Origin of the sequence: Paracoccus kondratievae (assembly GCF_009301415.1) — a bacterium.
GTDB classification, from domain to species: Bacteria; Pseudomonadota; Alphaproteobacteria; order Rhodobacterales; family Rhodobacteraceae; genus Paracoccus; species Paracoccus kondratievae.
The window spans coordinates 933,542-946,931 of the sequence record NZ_CP045072.1; the positions used below are offsets into that span (position 1 = coordinate 933,542).

Annotated in this window: 14 protein-coding genes; 7 read left to right on the top strand and 7 right to left on the bottom strand. The window is 61.5% G+C overall.

Annotation, left to right across the window (positions count from 1 at the left end; genetic code table 11):
- The first annotated feature begins 110 nt into the window (after positions 1-110).
- Positions 111-728: a uracil-DNA glycosylase family protein gene (locus F8A10_RS04750; protein WP_010399144.1), complete on the top strand. Its 618-nt coding sequence runs from the start codon at positions 111-113 to the stop codon at positions 726-728.
- The gene (locus F8A10_RS04755) at positions 712-1,464 is read left to right on the top strand and encodes an SseB family protein (protein ID WP_152366817.1); all 753 of its coding nucleotides are present in this window, start codon (positions 712-714) and stop codon (positions 1,462-1,464) included. The genes F8A10_RS04750 and F8A10_RS04755 overlap by 17 nt, the downstream gene beginning before the upstream one ends.
- A gap of 70 nt (positions 1,465-1,534) precedes the next feature.
- Here the strand turns inward: F8A10_RS04755 and F8A10_RS04760 are convergent, their stop codons facing one another.
- Entirely contained in the window at positions 1,535-2,095 is a 561-nt protein-coding gene (locus F8A10_RS04760) for a YcbK family protein (RefSeq protein ID WP_010399140.1), read from the bottom strand.
- A gap of 305 nt (positions 2,096-2,400) precedes the next feature.
- On the opposite strand from F8A10_RS04760, the gene F8A10_RS04765 reads away from it, so the two are divergent.
- The 5 genes from F8A10_RS04765 (at position 2,401) to F8A10_RS04785 (ending at position 7,313) form a co-directional block, all read left to right on the top strand.
- Positions 2,401-4,047: a L,D-transpeptidase family protein gene (locus tag F8A10_RS04765; protein WP_227493418.1), complete on the top strand. Its 1,647-nt coding sequence runs from the start codon at positions 2,401-2,403 to the stop codon at positions 4,045-4,047.
- A 28-nt stretch (positions 4,048-4,075) separates the two neighbouring features.
- Positions 4,076-5,170, top strand: a complete 1,095-nt coding sequence (lpxD, locus tag F8A10_RS04770; protein ID WP_152366818.1) for a UDP-3-O-(3-hydroxymyristoyl)glucosamine N-acyltransferase — start codon at positions 4,076-4,078, stop codon at positions 5,168-5,170.
- Between the two features lie 47 nt (positions 5,171-5,217).
- Positions 5,218-5,478, top strand: a complete 261-nt coding sequence (locus tag F8A10_RS04775; RefSeq protein ID WP_010399134.1) for an acyl carrier protein — start codon at positions 5,218-5,220, stop codon at positions 5,476-5,478.
- A gap of 137 nt (positions 5,479-5,615) precedes the next feature.
- Positions 5,616-6,824, top strand: coding sequence for a beta-ketoacyl-[acyl-carrier-protein] synthase family protein (locus tag F8A10_RS04780; RefSeq protein WP_085502258.1), 1,209 nt, complete (start codon positions 5,616-5,618; stop codon positions 6,822-6,824).
- A gap of 165 nt (positions 6,825-6,989) precedes the next feature.
- Positions 6,990-7,313 (top strand): 2Fe-2S iron-sulfur cluster-binding protein, encoded by a 324-nt coding sequence (locus F8A10_RS04785; protein WP_010399129.1) that lies wholly within the window; start codon positions 6,990-6,992, stop codon positions 7,311-7,313.
- Positions 7,314-7,327: 14 nt separating this feature from the next.
- Here F8A10_RS04785 and F8A10_RS04790 read toward each other — a convergent pair whose 3' ends face one another.
- The 6 genes from F8A10_RS04790 to F8A10_RS21805 form a co-directional block, all read right to left on the bottom strand.
- Entirely contained in the window at positions 7,328-7,963 is a 636-nt protein-coding gene (locus tag F8A10_RS04790) for a TetR/AcrR family transcriptional regulator (RefSeq protein WP_010399126.1), read from the bottom strand.
- A gap of 89 nt (positions 7,964-8,052) precedes the next feature.
- Entirely contained in the window at positions 8,053-9,873 is a 1,821-nt protein-coding gene (gene typA / locus F8A10_RS04795) for a translational GTPase TypA (RefSeq protein WP_010399124.1), read from the bottom strand.
- Between the two features lie 249 nt (positions 9,874-10,122).
- Positions 10,123-10,551 (bottom strand): TIGR01244 family sulfur transferase, encoded by a 429-nt coding sequence (locus tag F8A10_RS04800; RefSeq protein ID WP_010399121.1) that lies wholly within the window; start codon positions 10,549-10,551, stop codon positions 10,123-10,125.
- Positions 10,552-10,659: 108 nt separating this feature from the next.
- Positions 10,660-11,343 carry a phosphoglycolate phosphatase gene (gene gph, locus F8A10_RS04805; RefSeq protein WP_010399119.1) on the bottom strand — a complete coding sequence of 228 codons (684 nt, stop codon included), beginning with the start codon at positions 11,341-11,343 and terminating at the stop codon, positions 10,660-10,662.
- On the bottom strand, positions 11,344-11,895 hold the full coding sequence (locus F8A10_RS04810) for a thioredoxin family protein (RefSeq protein WP_085502211.1): 552 nt from the start codon (positions 11,893-11,895) through the stop codon (positions 11,344-11,346).
- Between the two features lie 280 nt (positions 11,896-12,175).
- Positions 12,176-13,189 (bottom strand): recombinase family protein, encoded by a 1,014-nt coding sequence (locus F8A10_RS21805; RefSeq protein WP_319805336.1) that lies wholly within the window; start codon positions 13,187-13,189, stop codon positions 12,176-12,178.
- Positions 13,190-13,390 lie beyond the last annotated feature (201 nt).

Sequence of the window (13,390 nt, forward strand, 5' to 3'; positions counted from 1 at the left end):
TCGGCACAATATGTCCGGGTAATTGCGCTGTCCACCATGGCGATCAAGGGTTGAGATATAGTGAACGCTCCCCCCTTTTCTGGCTGCCCCTGGCTCTCTATGTGCCAATCATGTCGAAACTGACCGGTCTTGTCCGCGAAATTTCCGCCTGCCGTCTATGTGCGCCGCGTTTTGCGGCAACGGCGACGCGGCACAGCCCGCGGCCCGTGGTGTGGTTTCAGCCGGGGGCGCGGCTTCTTGTGGTCGGTCAGGCACCAGGGATGCGCGTACATCTGGCCGGGCGGCCCTTTGCAGATCGCTCGGGTGATCGGTTGCGTGACTGGATGGGTGTTTCTGAGGCCGAGTTCTATGACCGCAGCCGCATTGCCATCGTGCCCATGGCGTTTTGCTTTCCCGGCTATGACGCCAGGGGGGCTGACCTGCCGCCGCCGCCGCTATGTGCGCAAACATGGCGCAAGCAGGTGATGACTGAGCTGCGTCCGCGGCTCACTCTGCTTGTCGGAGGTCACGCGCAGTGCTGGCATCTGGGCGCTGCTGCGAGACAGGGGGTAACCCGGACTGTTGCTGCATGGCGCGATCATGCGCCGCAGATCTTTCCCTTGCCTCATCCGTCCTGGCGCAATACCGGCTGGTTGCGGCGCAATTCCTGGTTTGAGGCCGAGCTGTTGCCCGAGCTGCGCGCCGCCGTTGCCAAGCTGTTGAGAGGTTCTGATGACCCCGCTGGATGAGCTTTGCCAGGTCCCCTTTCACGAGGCCGACGCCCCCGCGCGCGCCCGTATCCTGTCGCGTCTTGCCGACACCGAACTGTTCGCGGCACTGGTGGCCGAGCCGGTGGGGGATAATGTCGAACTGCAGATCTATGATCTGCCCGAGGGCCGCTTTGCACTGGCCTGTGATCAGGAAGAGCGGCTGGCAGGGTTCATTGGCGCCCCGGTTGCCTATGTTGCATTGCCGGGTCGGATACTCGCCGGTGCACTGGCCGAAGAGGGGCGGGGGCTTTTGGTCAATCCCGGCCATCCCTCGCAATTGATGCTTGATGCCGGGGTGCTGGGCTGGCTGGTGCAGGCACTTCAGGCGCGGCCGAGCATGGCAACGACCGAGGCGGCGCGTGCTTTGGGGGCGCCGACACCAGAAGCGGTCGCGCTTTTGGCCGAGCCCTTGGCTCAGCGGCTGGGCGATATGTCGGGGCTGGTCGGGCAGCTCGCCCTGGTTTCGGCCGAATGGGATGGCGATGGACAGCGCCACGCATTGATTTTGCGTGGGGTTGATTCGGCTCATGAAGCTGCTGTGGCCAAGGCGCTGGCCGAACTGCTGGCCTTTCTGCCAGAGCTGCCGGGTGGCGTTGATATCGGGTTTTCTGAAGGTGATTATCCGGCGGGCGCGTTGGTTATTGAGCCGCCGCCACCCCCGCCTGCGCCTGAACCGGTGCGACGCGACCCTGCTGCCCCGCCTCGTTTGCGGTAGGGAGTAAAAGCGAAAACCCGCCCCAAGGGGCGGGTCTTAGCAAGATCACTGCAAGTTGATCTGATGCGAGTCAGGCGCCCCAATGGCGGATCGGGCCGCAGTCCATGTGGACAAAGTTTGAGCGCGAGTATTTGCCAACCCCACCTGCCTGGCAGGCAGAAGCAGCCTTGTACATTTGGGAAACCGAACGCGATTTCAGCCGCAGGTCTGCAGCCTTGCCGACCATATGCAGCGAGTTCCGGGCAACGCCGGACGAACGCGAACGCAGCATCGCATTGGTCTTGGGCGAGCGGTAGCCCGACAACATCATGTAGGGTTCGTTGGTTTGCAGCAGACGGTGCGAGGCTGCAGCGATATCAACTGTGCGCGGGTCGATTCCGATCACCTGACCGGTCCGCCAGTCGCGCATGAAGATATTGATTTCATTGAGAGCGTCCCGGATATACTTGCCATCGACCCAATAGACCGTGTCGAGGCTTTCGCCCGTACGCCCCGAGTACATGCGGATGCGGCGGATGTCGCCAGCGCCACGCAAAAGTCCGAAGGCATTGGCCATAACCGGCGCTGCTGCCACCGTCGTCGCCGCGAAGACACCTAGGATGCCCCGACGCGAGATAGATTCAAACGTCATGTCAGATCGCCTGTCCTGCTTTCGTTGTTTTGCCGCCTGTTTGAACGGCTGCCCCGGTTTAGCCGGAACCTGTGAAGAATATGTCACCAGCGCGCGACCCGAGGGAAGCGTTTGATTCAGGGCGCGGCGGATACTTGCCATTCTCGGCAAGAATCCGCCGAATGAAAGTCCCGATGGAACCCGATTCCACGTTTCTGCATGGCTGTGCTTGCGCTGCATCATTGATCAGGGAAAACGTCGCGGCTCGCTGGACCGTAAAACAGGCTGGTGCGAAGATTTCCAACACTAGGGAAAGGATGTGTCGGGTGCGTCTCTCCGGATTGATTCGCGCAACGGTTGTCGCGACCGTTCTGGGTGCTGTTCTGACGGCTGTGCCCCGTCTTGCGATTGCCCAGGCGCTGGAAACCGCACCCGTAGCAGCGTTGCCCGCGCCGCGGCTGACCTTCTCGGAACAAGAGATGCTGCTTGCCCGGCAGGCGGCTGCCTATCCGGGGCTGGCCGATTTCTATGGGACGAACGGGTTGAAACCGCTGTTTTCGGGGCCGGAGGGCGCTGTACGCCGCGCGGCCCTGATCGCGGCTATTGACGAGGCTGCCTCGCACGGATTGCCGCCTTCGCGCTATCGGGCGCAGCTCTTGCGGCAGCTGGACCGTGAGGGGGTTGATACCGCTGAGGAAGAGATCCGCTTTGCCCGTGTCTTTGCCGATTGGAGCCACGACATCACCGGCGGTATCCTTGATCCGGCCAGGGTTGAGCCGGGAATCAAGCGTGAGGTTCTGCGTCCGCGCCCGGGCGATCTGCTGCGTGAGTTTGCGACCAGCGCCGATCCGGCGGCGATGCTGGCCGCATTGCCTTCGCAAGACCCCCGTTACGAGGCGCTGCGCAAGGCGTTGGCGAAGCAATCGCGGCTGGTCGCCCCTTCTGATGCGCCGCAGGTGCCCGAAGGACTGTGGCGCGAGGGGATGAGCGACCCGGCCATCGCCGCCTTGCGGGTGCGTCTGGCCTCGGTCGGATTTGCGGCTGTGCCAGCCGGCAGCCCGCTGACCTTTGATGCCCCTTTGGCGCAAGCCGTCGCCGGTTTTCAGCAGGCGGCCGGTTTGCCGGCTGACGGGGTGGCCGGCCCGCGGACCGTAGCGCGGATCAACCGTGGCCCGGGGGCCGAGGCGGCCCCGATCCTGGCCGCGCTTGAGCGGATGCGCTGGATGTACGGCCATGACCTCAATGCCCGCCACGTTTGGGTAAACCTGCCCGAATTCAACGCCCGCATCTATGAGGCCGGGCAAGAGATCTTTGAGACCCGCGTCGTAATCGGCAAAGCCAAGCCTGATTTCGAGACGCCCGAATTCACCGAGACGATGAAATATATGGTGGTCAATCCGCGCTGGAACGTTCCGCGCTCGATCACCGTCAAAGAGTATCTGCCCCGGTTGCAGGCGAATCGTAACGCGGTCAGCCATCTTGATGTGGTGGACGGGGCGGGGAACGTGATCCCGCGCGACCGCATCGATTTCCGTCAATACACCGCCAAGACCTTTCCCTATCGCATGCGGCAAAAGCCCAGCGACGACAATGCCTTGGGTCAGGTCAAGTTCATGTTCCCCAACCCGTGGAACATTTACCTGCACGACACCCCGACCCGGCATCTTTTCAATCAGTCGAGCCGGGCCTATTCGCATGGCTGCATCCGTGTCGGACGGCCGATTGATCTTGCACATGAACTGCTGCGCGGACAGGTCGCCGATCCGGCGGCGGTCTTTGACAAGGCGCTGCGTTCAGGGCGCGAGACCTATCTGAACATCAGGCCTCCGTTGCCTGTGCATCTGGTCTATTTCACCGCTTTCCCGGATGAAACCGGGCAGATCCATCGTTTCCCCGACATCTATGGCCGTGATGCGCTGATCCATGCGGCGCTGGTCAAGGCCGGGCTGGATTCTGCTGCCATGGATGAATAGATGAACCCAACCAAGGGGGAGTCTCCGCATGACACTGACCATCTCGGAACTGGCCCGCGCCCTTGATGCCCGCCTGTGGGGTGATGGAAGCCTGATCGTCCGTGGAGCGGCCGAGGCCGGGCAGGCGCGTGAAGATCAGATCGCGCTTGCCACGACCGAGGCTTATGCCGCAAAGCTTGCCCCCGGTGGCATGGCGCTTTTGGCCGACTGCTCGGACCCCGAGGCGCTGGGTCTGCGCGCAGCGATTCTGGTCGCGCGACCGCGCCTTGCCATGGCCGGGCTGACCCGCGCCTTTGACCCCGGTCCGGGGATCGCACCCGGCATCCATCCCACTGCGGTGATCGACCCGACCGCCGAACTGGGCGAAGGCGCGGCCATCGGACCCTTTGTGGTGATTGGCCCACGTGTGCGGATCGGCGCTGGGGCACGCATCGCGTCTCATGTTTCGATCGGGGCCGATACGGTGATCGGCCGCGATGTGTTGATTCATCCCGGTGTGCGTATTGCCCATGGTGTCACCCTTGGCGACCGGGTGATCCTGAACCCTGGTGTTTCGCTGGGCGGAGACGGGTTTTCCTTTGTCACGCCCGAGAAATCGGGGGTGGAGGAAATCCGCGAGACCCTTGGCGCGAGAAACGAGATTCGCCAGCAGCACTGGACCCGCATTCATTCTCTGGGCGGGGTCGAGATCGGCGATGATGTCGAGATCGGGGCCAATTCGACCGTGGATCGCGGCACTATCCGCGCGACCCGTGTCGGGCGCGGCACCAAGATCGATAACCTTGTCCAGATCGGCCATAACTGCATCGTGGGCGAGGATTGCCTGCTATGCGGCCTTGTCGGTATCGCGGGCTCGGCCCGGATCGGCAACCGCGTGGTCTTGGGCGGGCAGGTCGGTGTCTCGGACAATATCTTTGTCGGTGACGATGTGATTGCGGGCGGAGCGACCAAGATCTTTACCAATGCCCCCGCCGGTCGCGTGCTGCTGGGCAGTCCCGCGGTAAAGATGGAAACCCATGTTGAGGCGCAAAAGAACATCCGCCGTTTGCCGCGACTCTATGCGCAAGTGGCCGAGCTTCGTGAAACTGTTAAGAAACTGCTCGACAAGGGCGGCGCGGGATAGCATTTCCGCAGGTAATCGTCCCTGACCGGGACAGAACGGAGGCCGAGATGACAGAAATCCGCGAGCGCATCATCCAGATCATCGCAGAACAGGCGATGCTGGACCCGTCCGAGCTGAAGCCTGAAATGTCGCCGGAGGAAATCGGTATCGACAGTCTTGGGCTGGTCGAATCCATCTTTGCTATCGAGGAAGCCTTCGACATCTCGGTGCCTTTTAACGCCAATGAACCCGAAAAGTCGGACTTCGACATTTCCAGCCTTGGCGCCATCATCGACGCCGTGGAAAAACTGGTTGCCGAAAAGGCATGAGCGCCAAAAAGATCAAGGGCGAAAAGCAGCCCAAGTCCGAACGCAAGGCCGGTAAGGTCAAGGGAAAGGTCAAGACCGCCACCAAGCTGGCGCGTGCCATGTTGGGCCGCGTCATCATGGGCCGCCATGCCAATGGGATGCGCCGCGTTGCGATCACGGGCATGGGCACCATCAATGCGCTGGGACGCGACGTGCCCTCAACGCTTGAGGCCATGCGGGAAGGGCGCTGCGGCATCGGCCCGTTGGAGTTCCGCGATGTCGAGCGGCTGGCGATCCGCATCGGCGGTCAGGTCCGCGACTGGGAGCCAGAGACCTATTTCAACCGTCAGCAGATCGTTCTTTACGATAAGTTCACCCAGTTCACGCTGCTGGCCGCGCGTGAGGCGGTGGCGCAGTCCGGCCTGATTTTCGAGGGTGAGCTGGGCACGCAATCTGGCGTGGTTCTTGGTACCGCGGCGGGCGGCATGAACACCTGGGACGAAAATTACCGCACCGTTTACGAAGAGGGTAAGAACCGCGTTCACCCCTTTGTCGTCCCCAAGCTGATGAACAATGCGGCATGTTCGCATCTGAGCATGGAGTACGGGCTGCTGGGGCCCAGCTTTACTGTTGCGACTGCCTGTGCCAGCTCGAACCACGCGATGGGGCTTGCCTTTAACATGGTGCGCTCGGGTGCGGCGACGGTGATGCTGACCGGCGGGTCCGAGGCGATGCTGTGCTTTGGCGGCGTCAAGGCCTGGGAAGGTCTGCGCGTGATGTCCAAGGACGCCTGCCGGCCCTTTTCGGCCACCCGCAACGGTATGGTGCAGGGCGAAGGCGCCGGGATATTCGTTTTTGAGGATTGGGAACACGCGGTTGCGCGTGGTGCTGATATCCTTGCCGAAGTGGTGGGTTTTGCTATGTCGGCCGATGCGCAGGACATCGTCATGCCTTCAGCTATCGGTGCGCAGCGTACCATTGCCGGTGCAATGCTGGATGCGCATATACGGCCCGACGAGATCGGCTATATCAATGCCCATGGCACCGGCACTGCTGCCAATGACAAGACCGAATGCGCGGCGGTTGCCCATGCTTTTGGTCATCATGCCGACCGGCTGATGATCTCGTCGACCAAGTCGATGCATGGTCATCTGATTGGCGGGACGGGAGCGGTCGAGCTGCTGGCCTGCATCATGGCGCTGCGCGACGGGGTGATCGCGCCGACGATCGGCTATGAGGAGCCGGATCCGGAATGTGCGCTGGATGTGGTTCCGAACGAGGCGCGCGAGGCGAAGGTTGAGGCGGTGTTGTCGAATGCCTTTGCCTTTGGCGGGCTGAATGCGGTGATCGCGCTGCGCAAGGCGTGAGGTAAGGGGGCTCTGCCCCCTTCGTCGCTGCCGCTCCTCATCCCCCGGGATATTTGGGCACGAAAGAAGCGGGGGTTGTGCTCAATCATCTGGGTGCGTCGATCTGGGGCTTTTCTCTGCTGGCGCGATGACCTATTTGCGCAGGGAAAACCAAGGAAGGCACCCATGGCGAAGATCACCTATATCGAGCACAACGGCACCGTCCATGAAATCGACGTCAAGCCCGGCATGACTGTCATGGAAGGAGCGCGTGACAATGGCGTTCCGGGGATTGATGCGGATTGCGGTGGGGCCTGTGCCTGTTCGACCTGCCATGTCTATGTTGCAGCGGAATGGGTAGACCGCCTGCCGGCCAAGGATCCGATGGAAGAGGATATGCTTGACTTTGCCTGGCAGCCTGATCCGGTGCGTTCGCGCCTGACCTGCCAGATCAAGGTGACGCCTGAACTGGACGGGCTGGTGGTGAACCTGCCCGAACGCCAGATCTGAGATTGATCCTTGGCCTACGCGTTTTCGGTACTCGCCGGCGCGTTGGCTTGGGTCATGTAGCGCATGAATTCGGAAAAGATGTGCCCTGACAGTTCGCGGAAAGGGCGAGGGTCACATTTTAGCCATGGATCAATGCTGCGGGTCGCAAAGACCATGTTTGTGCCTTTGACGAGGTAGTGCATCATCATCACTGCGGTTTCGATATCCAGATCCGCAGACAGGATGCCGAGCTGCTGTGCCTCGCGCAGTTTGCGTAGGCAGAGATCGCGCATCGACAAGGTGTAACGTTGAAGCGTGCCGTCGGGTTTGATCGGACTGCTGAGCCCCCTGGCCATGACCTCGAAAAACACCGGGTTTTCGTCGGCCCAGTCAAGATAGCTCTGCAGAAAGCAGTTCAGCTGTTCGATTGGGTCGGTGATATTGGCGTCTGCCAGGTCGCGATTCTGCCGGTCATTAAGCAGTGTCACGGCGTGGTAGACGAGACCTTCGTGCAGGTCCTGAACTGAGGGAAAGACCTCAAGGATCTCCCCCTCATCCATATCAATGTGTCGGGCCAGCTCGCCTGCATCGGCAGGCATGCGGCCGGTTTCTTCAAGAAATGACTGTGCTGCAAAAATCAGTTTTTGATAGAGGTTGCCTGGGCGTTCCATCGTTTACTCCTGACGCCACGCATCTGGAAACTTAACAGACTTCCGCTATTGCGGAAGCCTGTATTCTGATTTTGCAGGAGACTATTTTCTCAGCCTTCGGCGCGGGCCTGGCGCTTGCGCTCGTGAGGATCAAGGTAGCGTTTGCGCAAACGGATGCTTTTCGGCGTGACCTCAACCAGTTCGTCGTCGTCGATATAGGCGATGGCCTCTTCGAGCGACATCCGCACGGGGGGCGTCAGCCGCACCGCCTCATCCGAGCCGGCGGCGCGGATGTTCGTGAGCTTCTTGCCCTTGAGCGGGTTCACCTCAAGGTCGTTGTCGCGCGAATGCTCGCCGATGACCATGCCCTGATAGACCTGTTCTTGTGCGCCGATGAAGAGCTTGCCGCGTTCTTCGAGGTTCCACAGCGCGTAGGCGACCGAGACCCCGTCCTCCATCGAGACGAGCACGCCCTGACGGCGGCCCTGGATCGGGCCTTTCCATGGCGCCCAGCCGTGGAAGATGCGGTTCAGTACGCCATTGCCGCGCGTGTCGGTCATGAACTCGCCATGATAGCCGATAAGCCCGCGCGACGGCACATGTGCGACGATGCGGGTCTTACCATGGCCTGCCGGGCGCATGTCGACCATGTCGCCCTTGCGGTCGCCGGTAAGTTTTTCGATCACGACGCCGGTGTAGTCGTCATCAACATCAATGATGACTTCCTCGATCGGTTCAAGCCGCTGGCCGTCTTCTTCCTGGAAAATGACGCGGGGGCGCGAGATCGAAAGCTCGAACCCTTCGCGGCGCATGTTTTCGATCAGAACGCCCATCTGCAATTCGCCGCGGCCCGAGACGATGAAAGCCTCGCCGCCCGGGGTATCTTCGACACGGATTGCGACGTTTGATTCGGCCTCTTTCATCAGCCGTTCGCGGATGACGCGCGACTGGACCTTGTTGCCATCGCGGCCAGCCAGCGGGCTGTCGTTGATGCCGAAGGTGACGCTGATCGTCGGCGGGTCGATCGGCTGGGCGGGCAGGGGGGCATCGACCTCGGGTGCGCAAAGCGTGTCTGCCACGGTTGCCTTGGACATGCCGGCGATGGTTACGATATCGCCCGCGACCGCCTCATCAATCGGTTGCTGGGTCAGGCCACGGAAGGCCAGAACCTTTGAAATGCGGAACTGTTCGATGCGCTGGCCGTCGCGCGACAGCGCCTTGACAGTGTCGCCTGCACGTGCACGGCCGGCCTCGACCCGACCGGTCAGGATGCGGCCGATGAACGGGTCGGCGCCAAGCGTCGTCGCCAGCATCTGGAACGGCTCGTCCGTGCGCGAGATCTGCTTGGGCGGCTGGACATGACGCAGGATGAGATCGAACAGCGCCGACATGTCCTTGCGCGGCCCGTCGAGGGCTTCATCCGCCCAACCGCCGATGCCCGAGGCATAAAGATGCGGAAAGTCGAGTTGTTCGTCGCTTGCGCCGAGGTTGGCGAAGAGGTCAAAAACCTCATCCAGCGCCTTGTCAGGATCGGCGGCCGGTTTGTCGACCTTGTTCAGCACGACGATCGGCCGCAACCCCAGCGCCAGCGCCTTGGAGGTCACGAATTTCGTCTGCGGCATCGGGCCTTCGGCAGCGTCGACCAGCAGACAGACGCCGTCAACCATGCCGAGGATGCGTTCGACCTCGCCGCCGAAATCGGCGTGACCGGGGGTGTCGACGATATTGATGCGCGTGCCCTTCCACTCGACCGAAGTGGCCTTGGCAAGGATGGTGATGCCACGCTCGCGCTCGATGTCGTTGCTGTCCATCGCGCGTTCGGCCACGGCCTGATTTTCGCGGAAGCTGCCCGACTGCTTCAGGAGCTGGTCGACCAGCGTGGTCTTGCCGTGGTCAACGTGGGCGATGATCGCGATATTGCGGATGTCCATTGGGGGCCTTTGTCAGAATTTGCGCCCCCGGTAGCGCAGAGTGCCGCAAAACACCAGCGCCAATCGACGTCAGCGCAGTCCCAGAAGCCCGAGAATGAACAGCACCACGACGACAAGGCCGACAAGATAGATGATCGAGTTCATGGCGGTTTCCCCTCCCTTGGGTGACCGTTAGATGCCCCATCCCGTTGATGGACGGTGTCTTTGACAAAACCCGCCGCAAGTAAAAAAGGTTCCGGCCGTCGCCGCCTAGACCTCTTGTTTTGCGAGGGATTCGATCAGCGGCCGGATGCCTGAGATATCGTACCCCGCCTTGGCCGCCGTGGTCAGCAGATCCTCGACTGGTTCCTGGCCTGCGCGCGACAGGGCCCACAGGACGGTCGAGCGGTTGCCCGAGCGACAATAGGCAAGTTTCGGTCCGGGGGTGGCCAGCGCCTCGGCCTGTGCCGCGATCATTTCGGGTGTGATCTGGCCGGGAACGAAGGGGTTATAATGATAGGCAAGCCCTGCGGCCTCGGCTGCGGCACGCATCGCCTCGTGATCCTCGTCCGGTCCGACTTCCTGATCGGGGCGGTTGTTGATGAGCACACGGAACCCGGCCTCGGCCAGAGCGGGCAGATCCTCGGGTTGGATCTGGGCCGAGACGGCAAGATCGGGGGTCAGTTGACGCAGGTCCATGCGGGGCTCCCTGATTTCGATTGGGCGGCTATGGTTGCGCCGCGAGGCGCCATGAAGGACGGATCGTCCTGTTTCGCCCGACTGTCAAGCGTCGCATGAACCAGGATGTCAGGCGATGGCGGCCGCCTCTTCGACAAGCAGGGGCAGGGTCGCGAAATCGTCGAAGGCAGCCTGATGGGTCATCTGCTCGACCGGGGTCTTGCGGTAACCGCGCGTGAACAAAAGGAACGGAACGCCGGTATTGCGGGCGCATTCCTCGTCGAATTCACTGTCGCCGACATAGACGCCGCGTGGCTGTTCGGAATCGGCACCAAGCGCCGCGAATGCCGCGCGCAGCGGTGCGGGGTCGGGCTTGCGCTGGGGCAGCGAGTCGCCGCCAATCACCACGCGGAAAAGCTGGGCGATGCCAAAGTGGTCAAGCACCTTTTGTGTGGGGCCAAGCGGTTTGTTGGTGCAGATCCCCAAAGGATAGCCGCGATCAGCCAGCACTCCCAGCGCCTCGGTCACATGGGGATAAAGCCGGGTCAGGTTGGTTGCGCCGTGATAACGGGTCATGAATGAGGCGACGAGGTCGCGATGCGCCTCGCGCGGCAAGCCCGTCGCGCCCGAGATCTTTTGCCAGAGCAGATCGACGCCGCCGCCGACAAAGCCGCGCACCTGATCCAGTGTCAGCGGCCGGATGTCATGCAGGCGCAGGACCGCGTTCACACAGGCATGAATGTCGGGAACACTGTCGATCAGCGTGCCGTCGAGGTCAAAGATAACCGGGCGGGGGGCAAGACAAACGTTCATTCACACCTTCCATTTGATCGAGCAGCCCATCGAGGCGACCTGCTCGCGCGGGCCCTGACCGGTTTCTGCAATCTGCACCATGGCCTCAAAAAGTTCGCGCCTTACGTCGGGGGGCGCAGGATTGCGGCCCGAGGCATCGAGCCGGCCGCGATATTGCAGCTCTCCGGCCGCATTGTAGCCGAAGAAATCAGGGGTGCATTCAGCGCCATAAGCGCGCGCAACCTCCTGACTTTCGTCATAGAGGTAGGGGAAGGTAAAGCCGTGCTCCTTGGCCATCGCCTTCATCTTCCCGGGCGAGTCCTCGGGATACTGGCTGACATCATTCGCCGAGATCGCAACGACTCCGACGCCCAGTTTTTGCAGATCTGCTGCATCGCGCCGGATGCGGTCGATGACGGCCTGCACATAGGGGCAGTGATTGCAGATGAACATCACCAGCGTCCCGCGCGGCCCCGCGATATCGGCCCATGAGACCATGCGCCCATCGGGATCGGGCAGGGTGAAGGCGGGCGCCTTGGCACCAAATTCACAGACAGGAGGACTGACCGCCATGAGATCTCCTTTCTTGTGGGTGATGACGGGGCTGTCGCCCATGCGGATTCGCGGGTCAGACTATGCCGCGCCATCAGGGAAAGAAAGGGCGCTGCCCGGCTTGTCCCCGGTTCGTCCTATTGCCGCAGCTTCGTACGGGCGGTGTATTGGGGATGAAGGGGCAGCAACAGCACTGACAACCGCCACAGGTCGGTCCCTGCGATCGACCATAATGCGGGCCATTGCCGGGGCTGTTGCAAACAGTGGCCGGTTGCAGCCGATACCGCCAAGGGATACGGGATCAGCACGACGGAGGAGCACATGGCTTTGTCCTCTCTGTCCGTCCGGTATCCAGTTTTGCGGGCCGTCTCCACCTGTCACCCGGGCACAGGCGGGGGCCTTTTCTCGCGTCCGCAAGCAACTGCCGGCTGTCTTCTGAAGACGTGCAGAGATCGAAGGATTGCTGCGTGTCTGCCATAGCGCCCTTGCTCATTTCGAGGTCGCGGCATCCATCTTTCTCATTTTCAGCCCGGCTTTTCGCCATACGTGGGCTGTTCGCATGTTTTGCCAAGATGTGATCCTTGCCACGCTCTCGGGTCAGAGCCGTCTCCAGCCGCCGCCTCAGGGTGGTGGATGATATCTGATAACCTGCGGCAATTTCGTCCAACGTCTGCCGCTTTTCCTTGATGGCGCGCCGTGCCTCGTTGATTTCCGCCTCGGTCAGCACGATGCGCGGACGGCCAAGCCGGCTGCCGCGCTGGCGGGCGGCCACCAGGCCCGCGCGGGTGCGCTCGCTGATCAGATTGCGCTCGAACTCGGCAAAGGCGGCCATGATGTGAAAGATCAGCCGCCCGCCCGAGGTGCGGGTGTCGATGGATTCGTTGAGCGACCGGAACTCGCACCCTTTTCTGCCCAGCTCTTCGACGAATTTCACCAGATCGGTCAGCGACCGGCCAAGGCGGTCGAGCCGCCAGACCACCAGCGTATCGCCGGGTTTCAGCGCTCTCAGCACGTTTTCCAGCCCCGGGCGATCCATGTGTGAACCGGTGGCGCCGTGGTCCTGGAAGATATTTTTGCAACCCGCTTCTTTCAGCGCGGCAAGCTGCAAATCCAGGCGCTGGTCGTCGGTCGAAACACGGGCATAACCAATGATCATTGAGAAATATCTCCATACTGCACGGCATATCTTCAAAGCATGCAAGGGCAAGGAAATCGTTAATACTAAGTATTTTAAGAATGTAAATTGAGGGGGCAGCTTGACATAAACGGTGGTTTTTGGCGGCCTTGTCGCGCGCGCCAAAATTTCGGTTTTCACAAGCGATTCCTTTCGCTGACACCTGATTTTTCCCAATTGTCAAAAACCACCGTTTATGAATGCTCCGGGTGTTGAGCCTGCGGACGGATGCCGACCTTACCTTGCAGGCGATCGGTATCTTTTGGGGTTCGCTCTGACGGCGCCACATGGTTTGTTCGAAAATAGCTGGTTTGCCAGTTCATCCGGCTGGCGGCTGCAGTG

What these genes read in the sequence shown, in the direction of transcription:
- F8A10_RS04750 (WP_010399144.1), top strand. Translation starts at nt 111, where the DNA reads ATGTCGAAACTGACCGGTCTTGTCCGCGAAATTTCCGCCTGCCGTCTA.
- F8A10_RS04775 (WP_010399134.1), top strand. Translation starts at nt 5,218, where the DNA reads ATGACAGAAATCCGCGAGCGCATCATCCAGATCATCGCAGAACAGGCG.
- F8A10_RS04785 (WP_010399129.1), top strand. Translation starts at nt 6,990, where the DNA reads ATGGCGAAGATCACCTATATCGAGCACAACGGCACCGTCCATGAAATC.
- lpxD (WP_152366818.1), top strand. Translation starts at nt 4,076, where the DNA reads ATGACACTGACCATCTCGGAACTGGCCCGCGCCCTTGATGCCCGCCTG.
- F8A10_RS04800 (WP_010399121.1), bottom strand. Translation starts at nt 10,551, where the DNA reads ATGGACCTGCGTCAACTGACCCCCGATCTTGCCGTCTCGGCCCAGATC.
- F8A10_RS04780 (WP_085502258.1), top strand. Translation starts at nt 5,616, where the DNA reads ATGCGCCGCGTTGCGATCACGGGCATGGGCACCATCAATGCGCTGGGA.
- F8A10_RS04810 (WP_085502211.1), bottom strand. Translation starts at nt 11,895, where the DNA reads ATGGCGGTCAGTCCTCCTGTCTGTGAATTTGGTGCCAAGGCGCCCGCC.
- F8A10_RS04760 (WP_010399140.1), bottom strand. Translation starts at nt 2,095, where the DNA reads ATGACGTTTGAATCTATCTCGCGTCGGGGCATCCTAGGTGTCTTCGCG.
- gph (WP_010399119.1), bottom strand. Translation starts at nt 11,343, where the DNA reads ATGAACGTTTGTCTTGCCCCCCGCCCGGTTATCTTTGACCTCGACGGC.
- typA (WP_010399124.1), bottom strand. Translation starts at nt 9,873, where the DNA reads ATGGACATCCGCAATATCGCGATCATCGCCCACGTTGACCACGGCAAG.
- F8A10_RS04790 (WP_010399126.1), bottom strand. Translation starts at nt 7,963, where the DNA reads ATGGAACGCCCAGGCAACCTCTATCAAAAACTGATTTTTGCAGCACAG.
- F8A10_RS04755 (WP_152366817.1), top strand. Translation starts at nt 712, where the DNA reads ATGACCCCGCTGGATGAGCTTTGCCAGGTCCCCTTTCACGAGGCCGAC.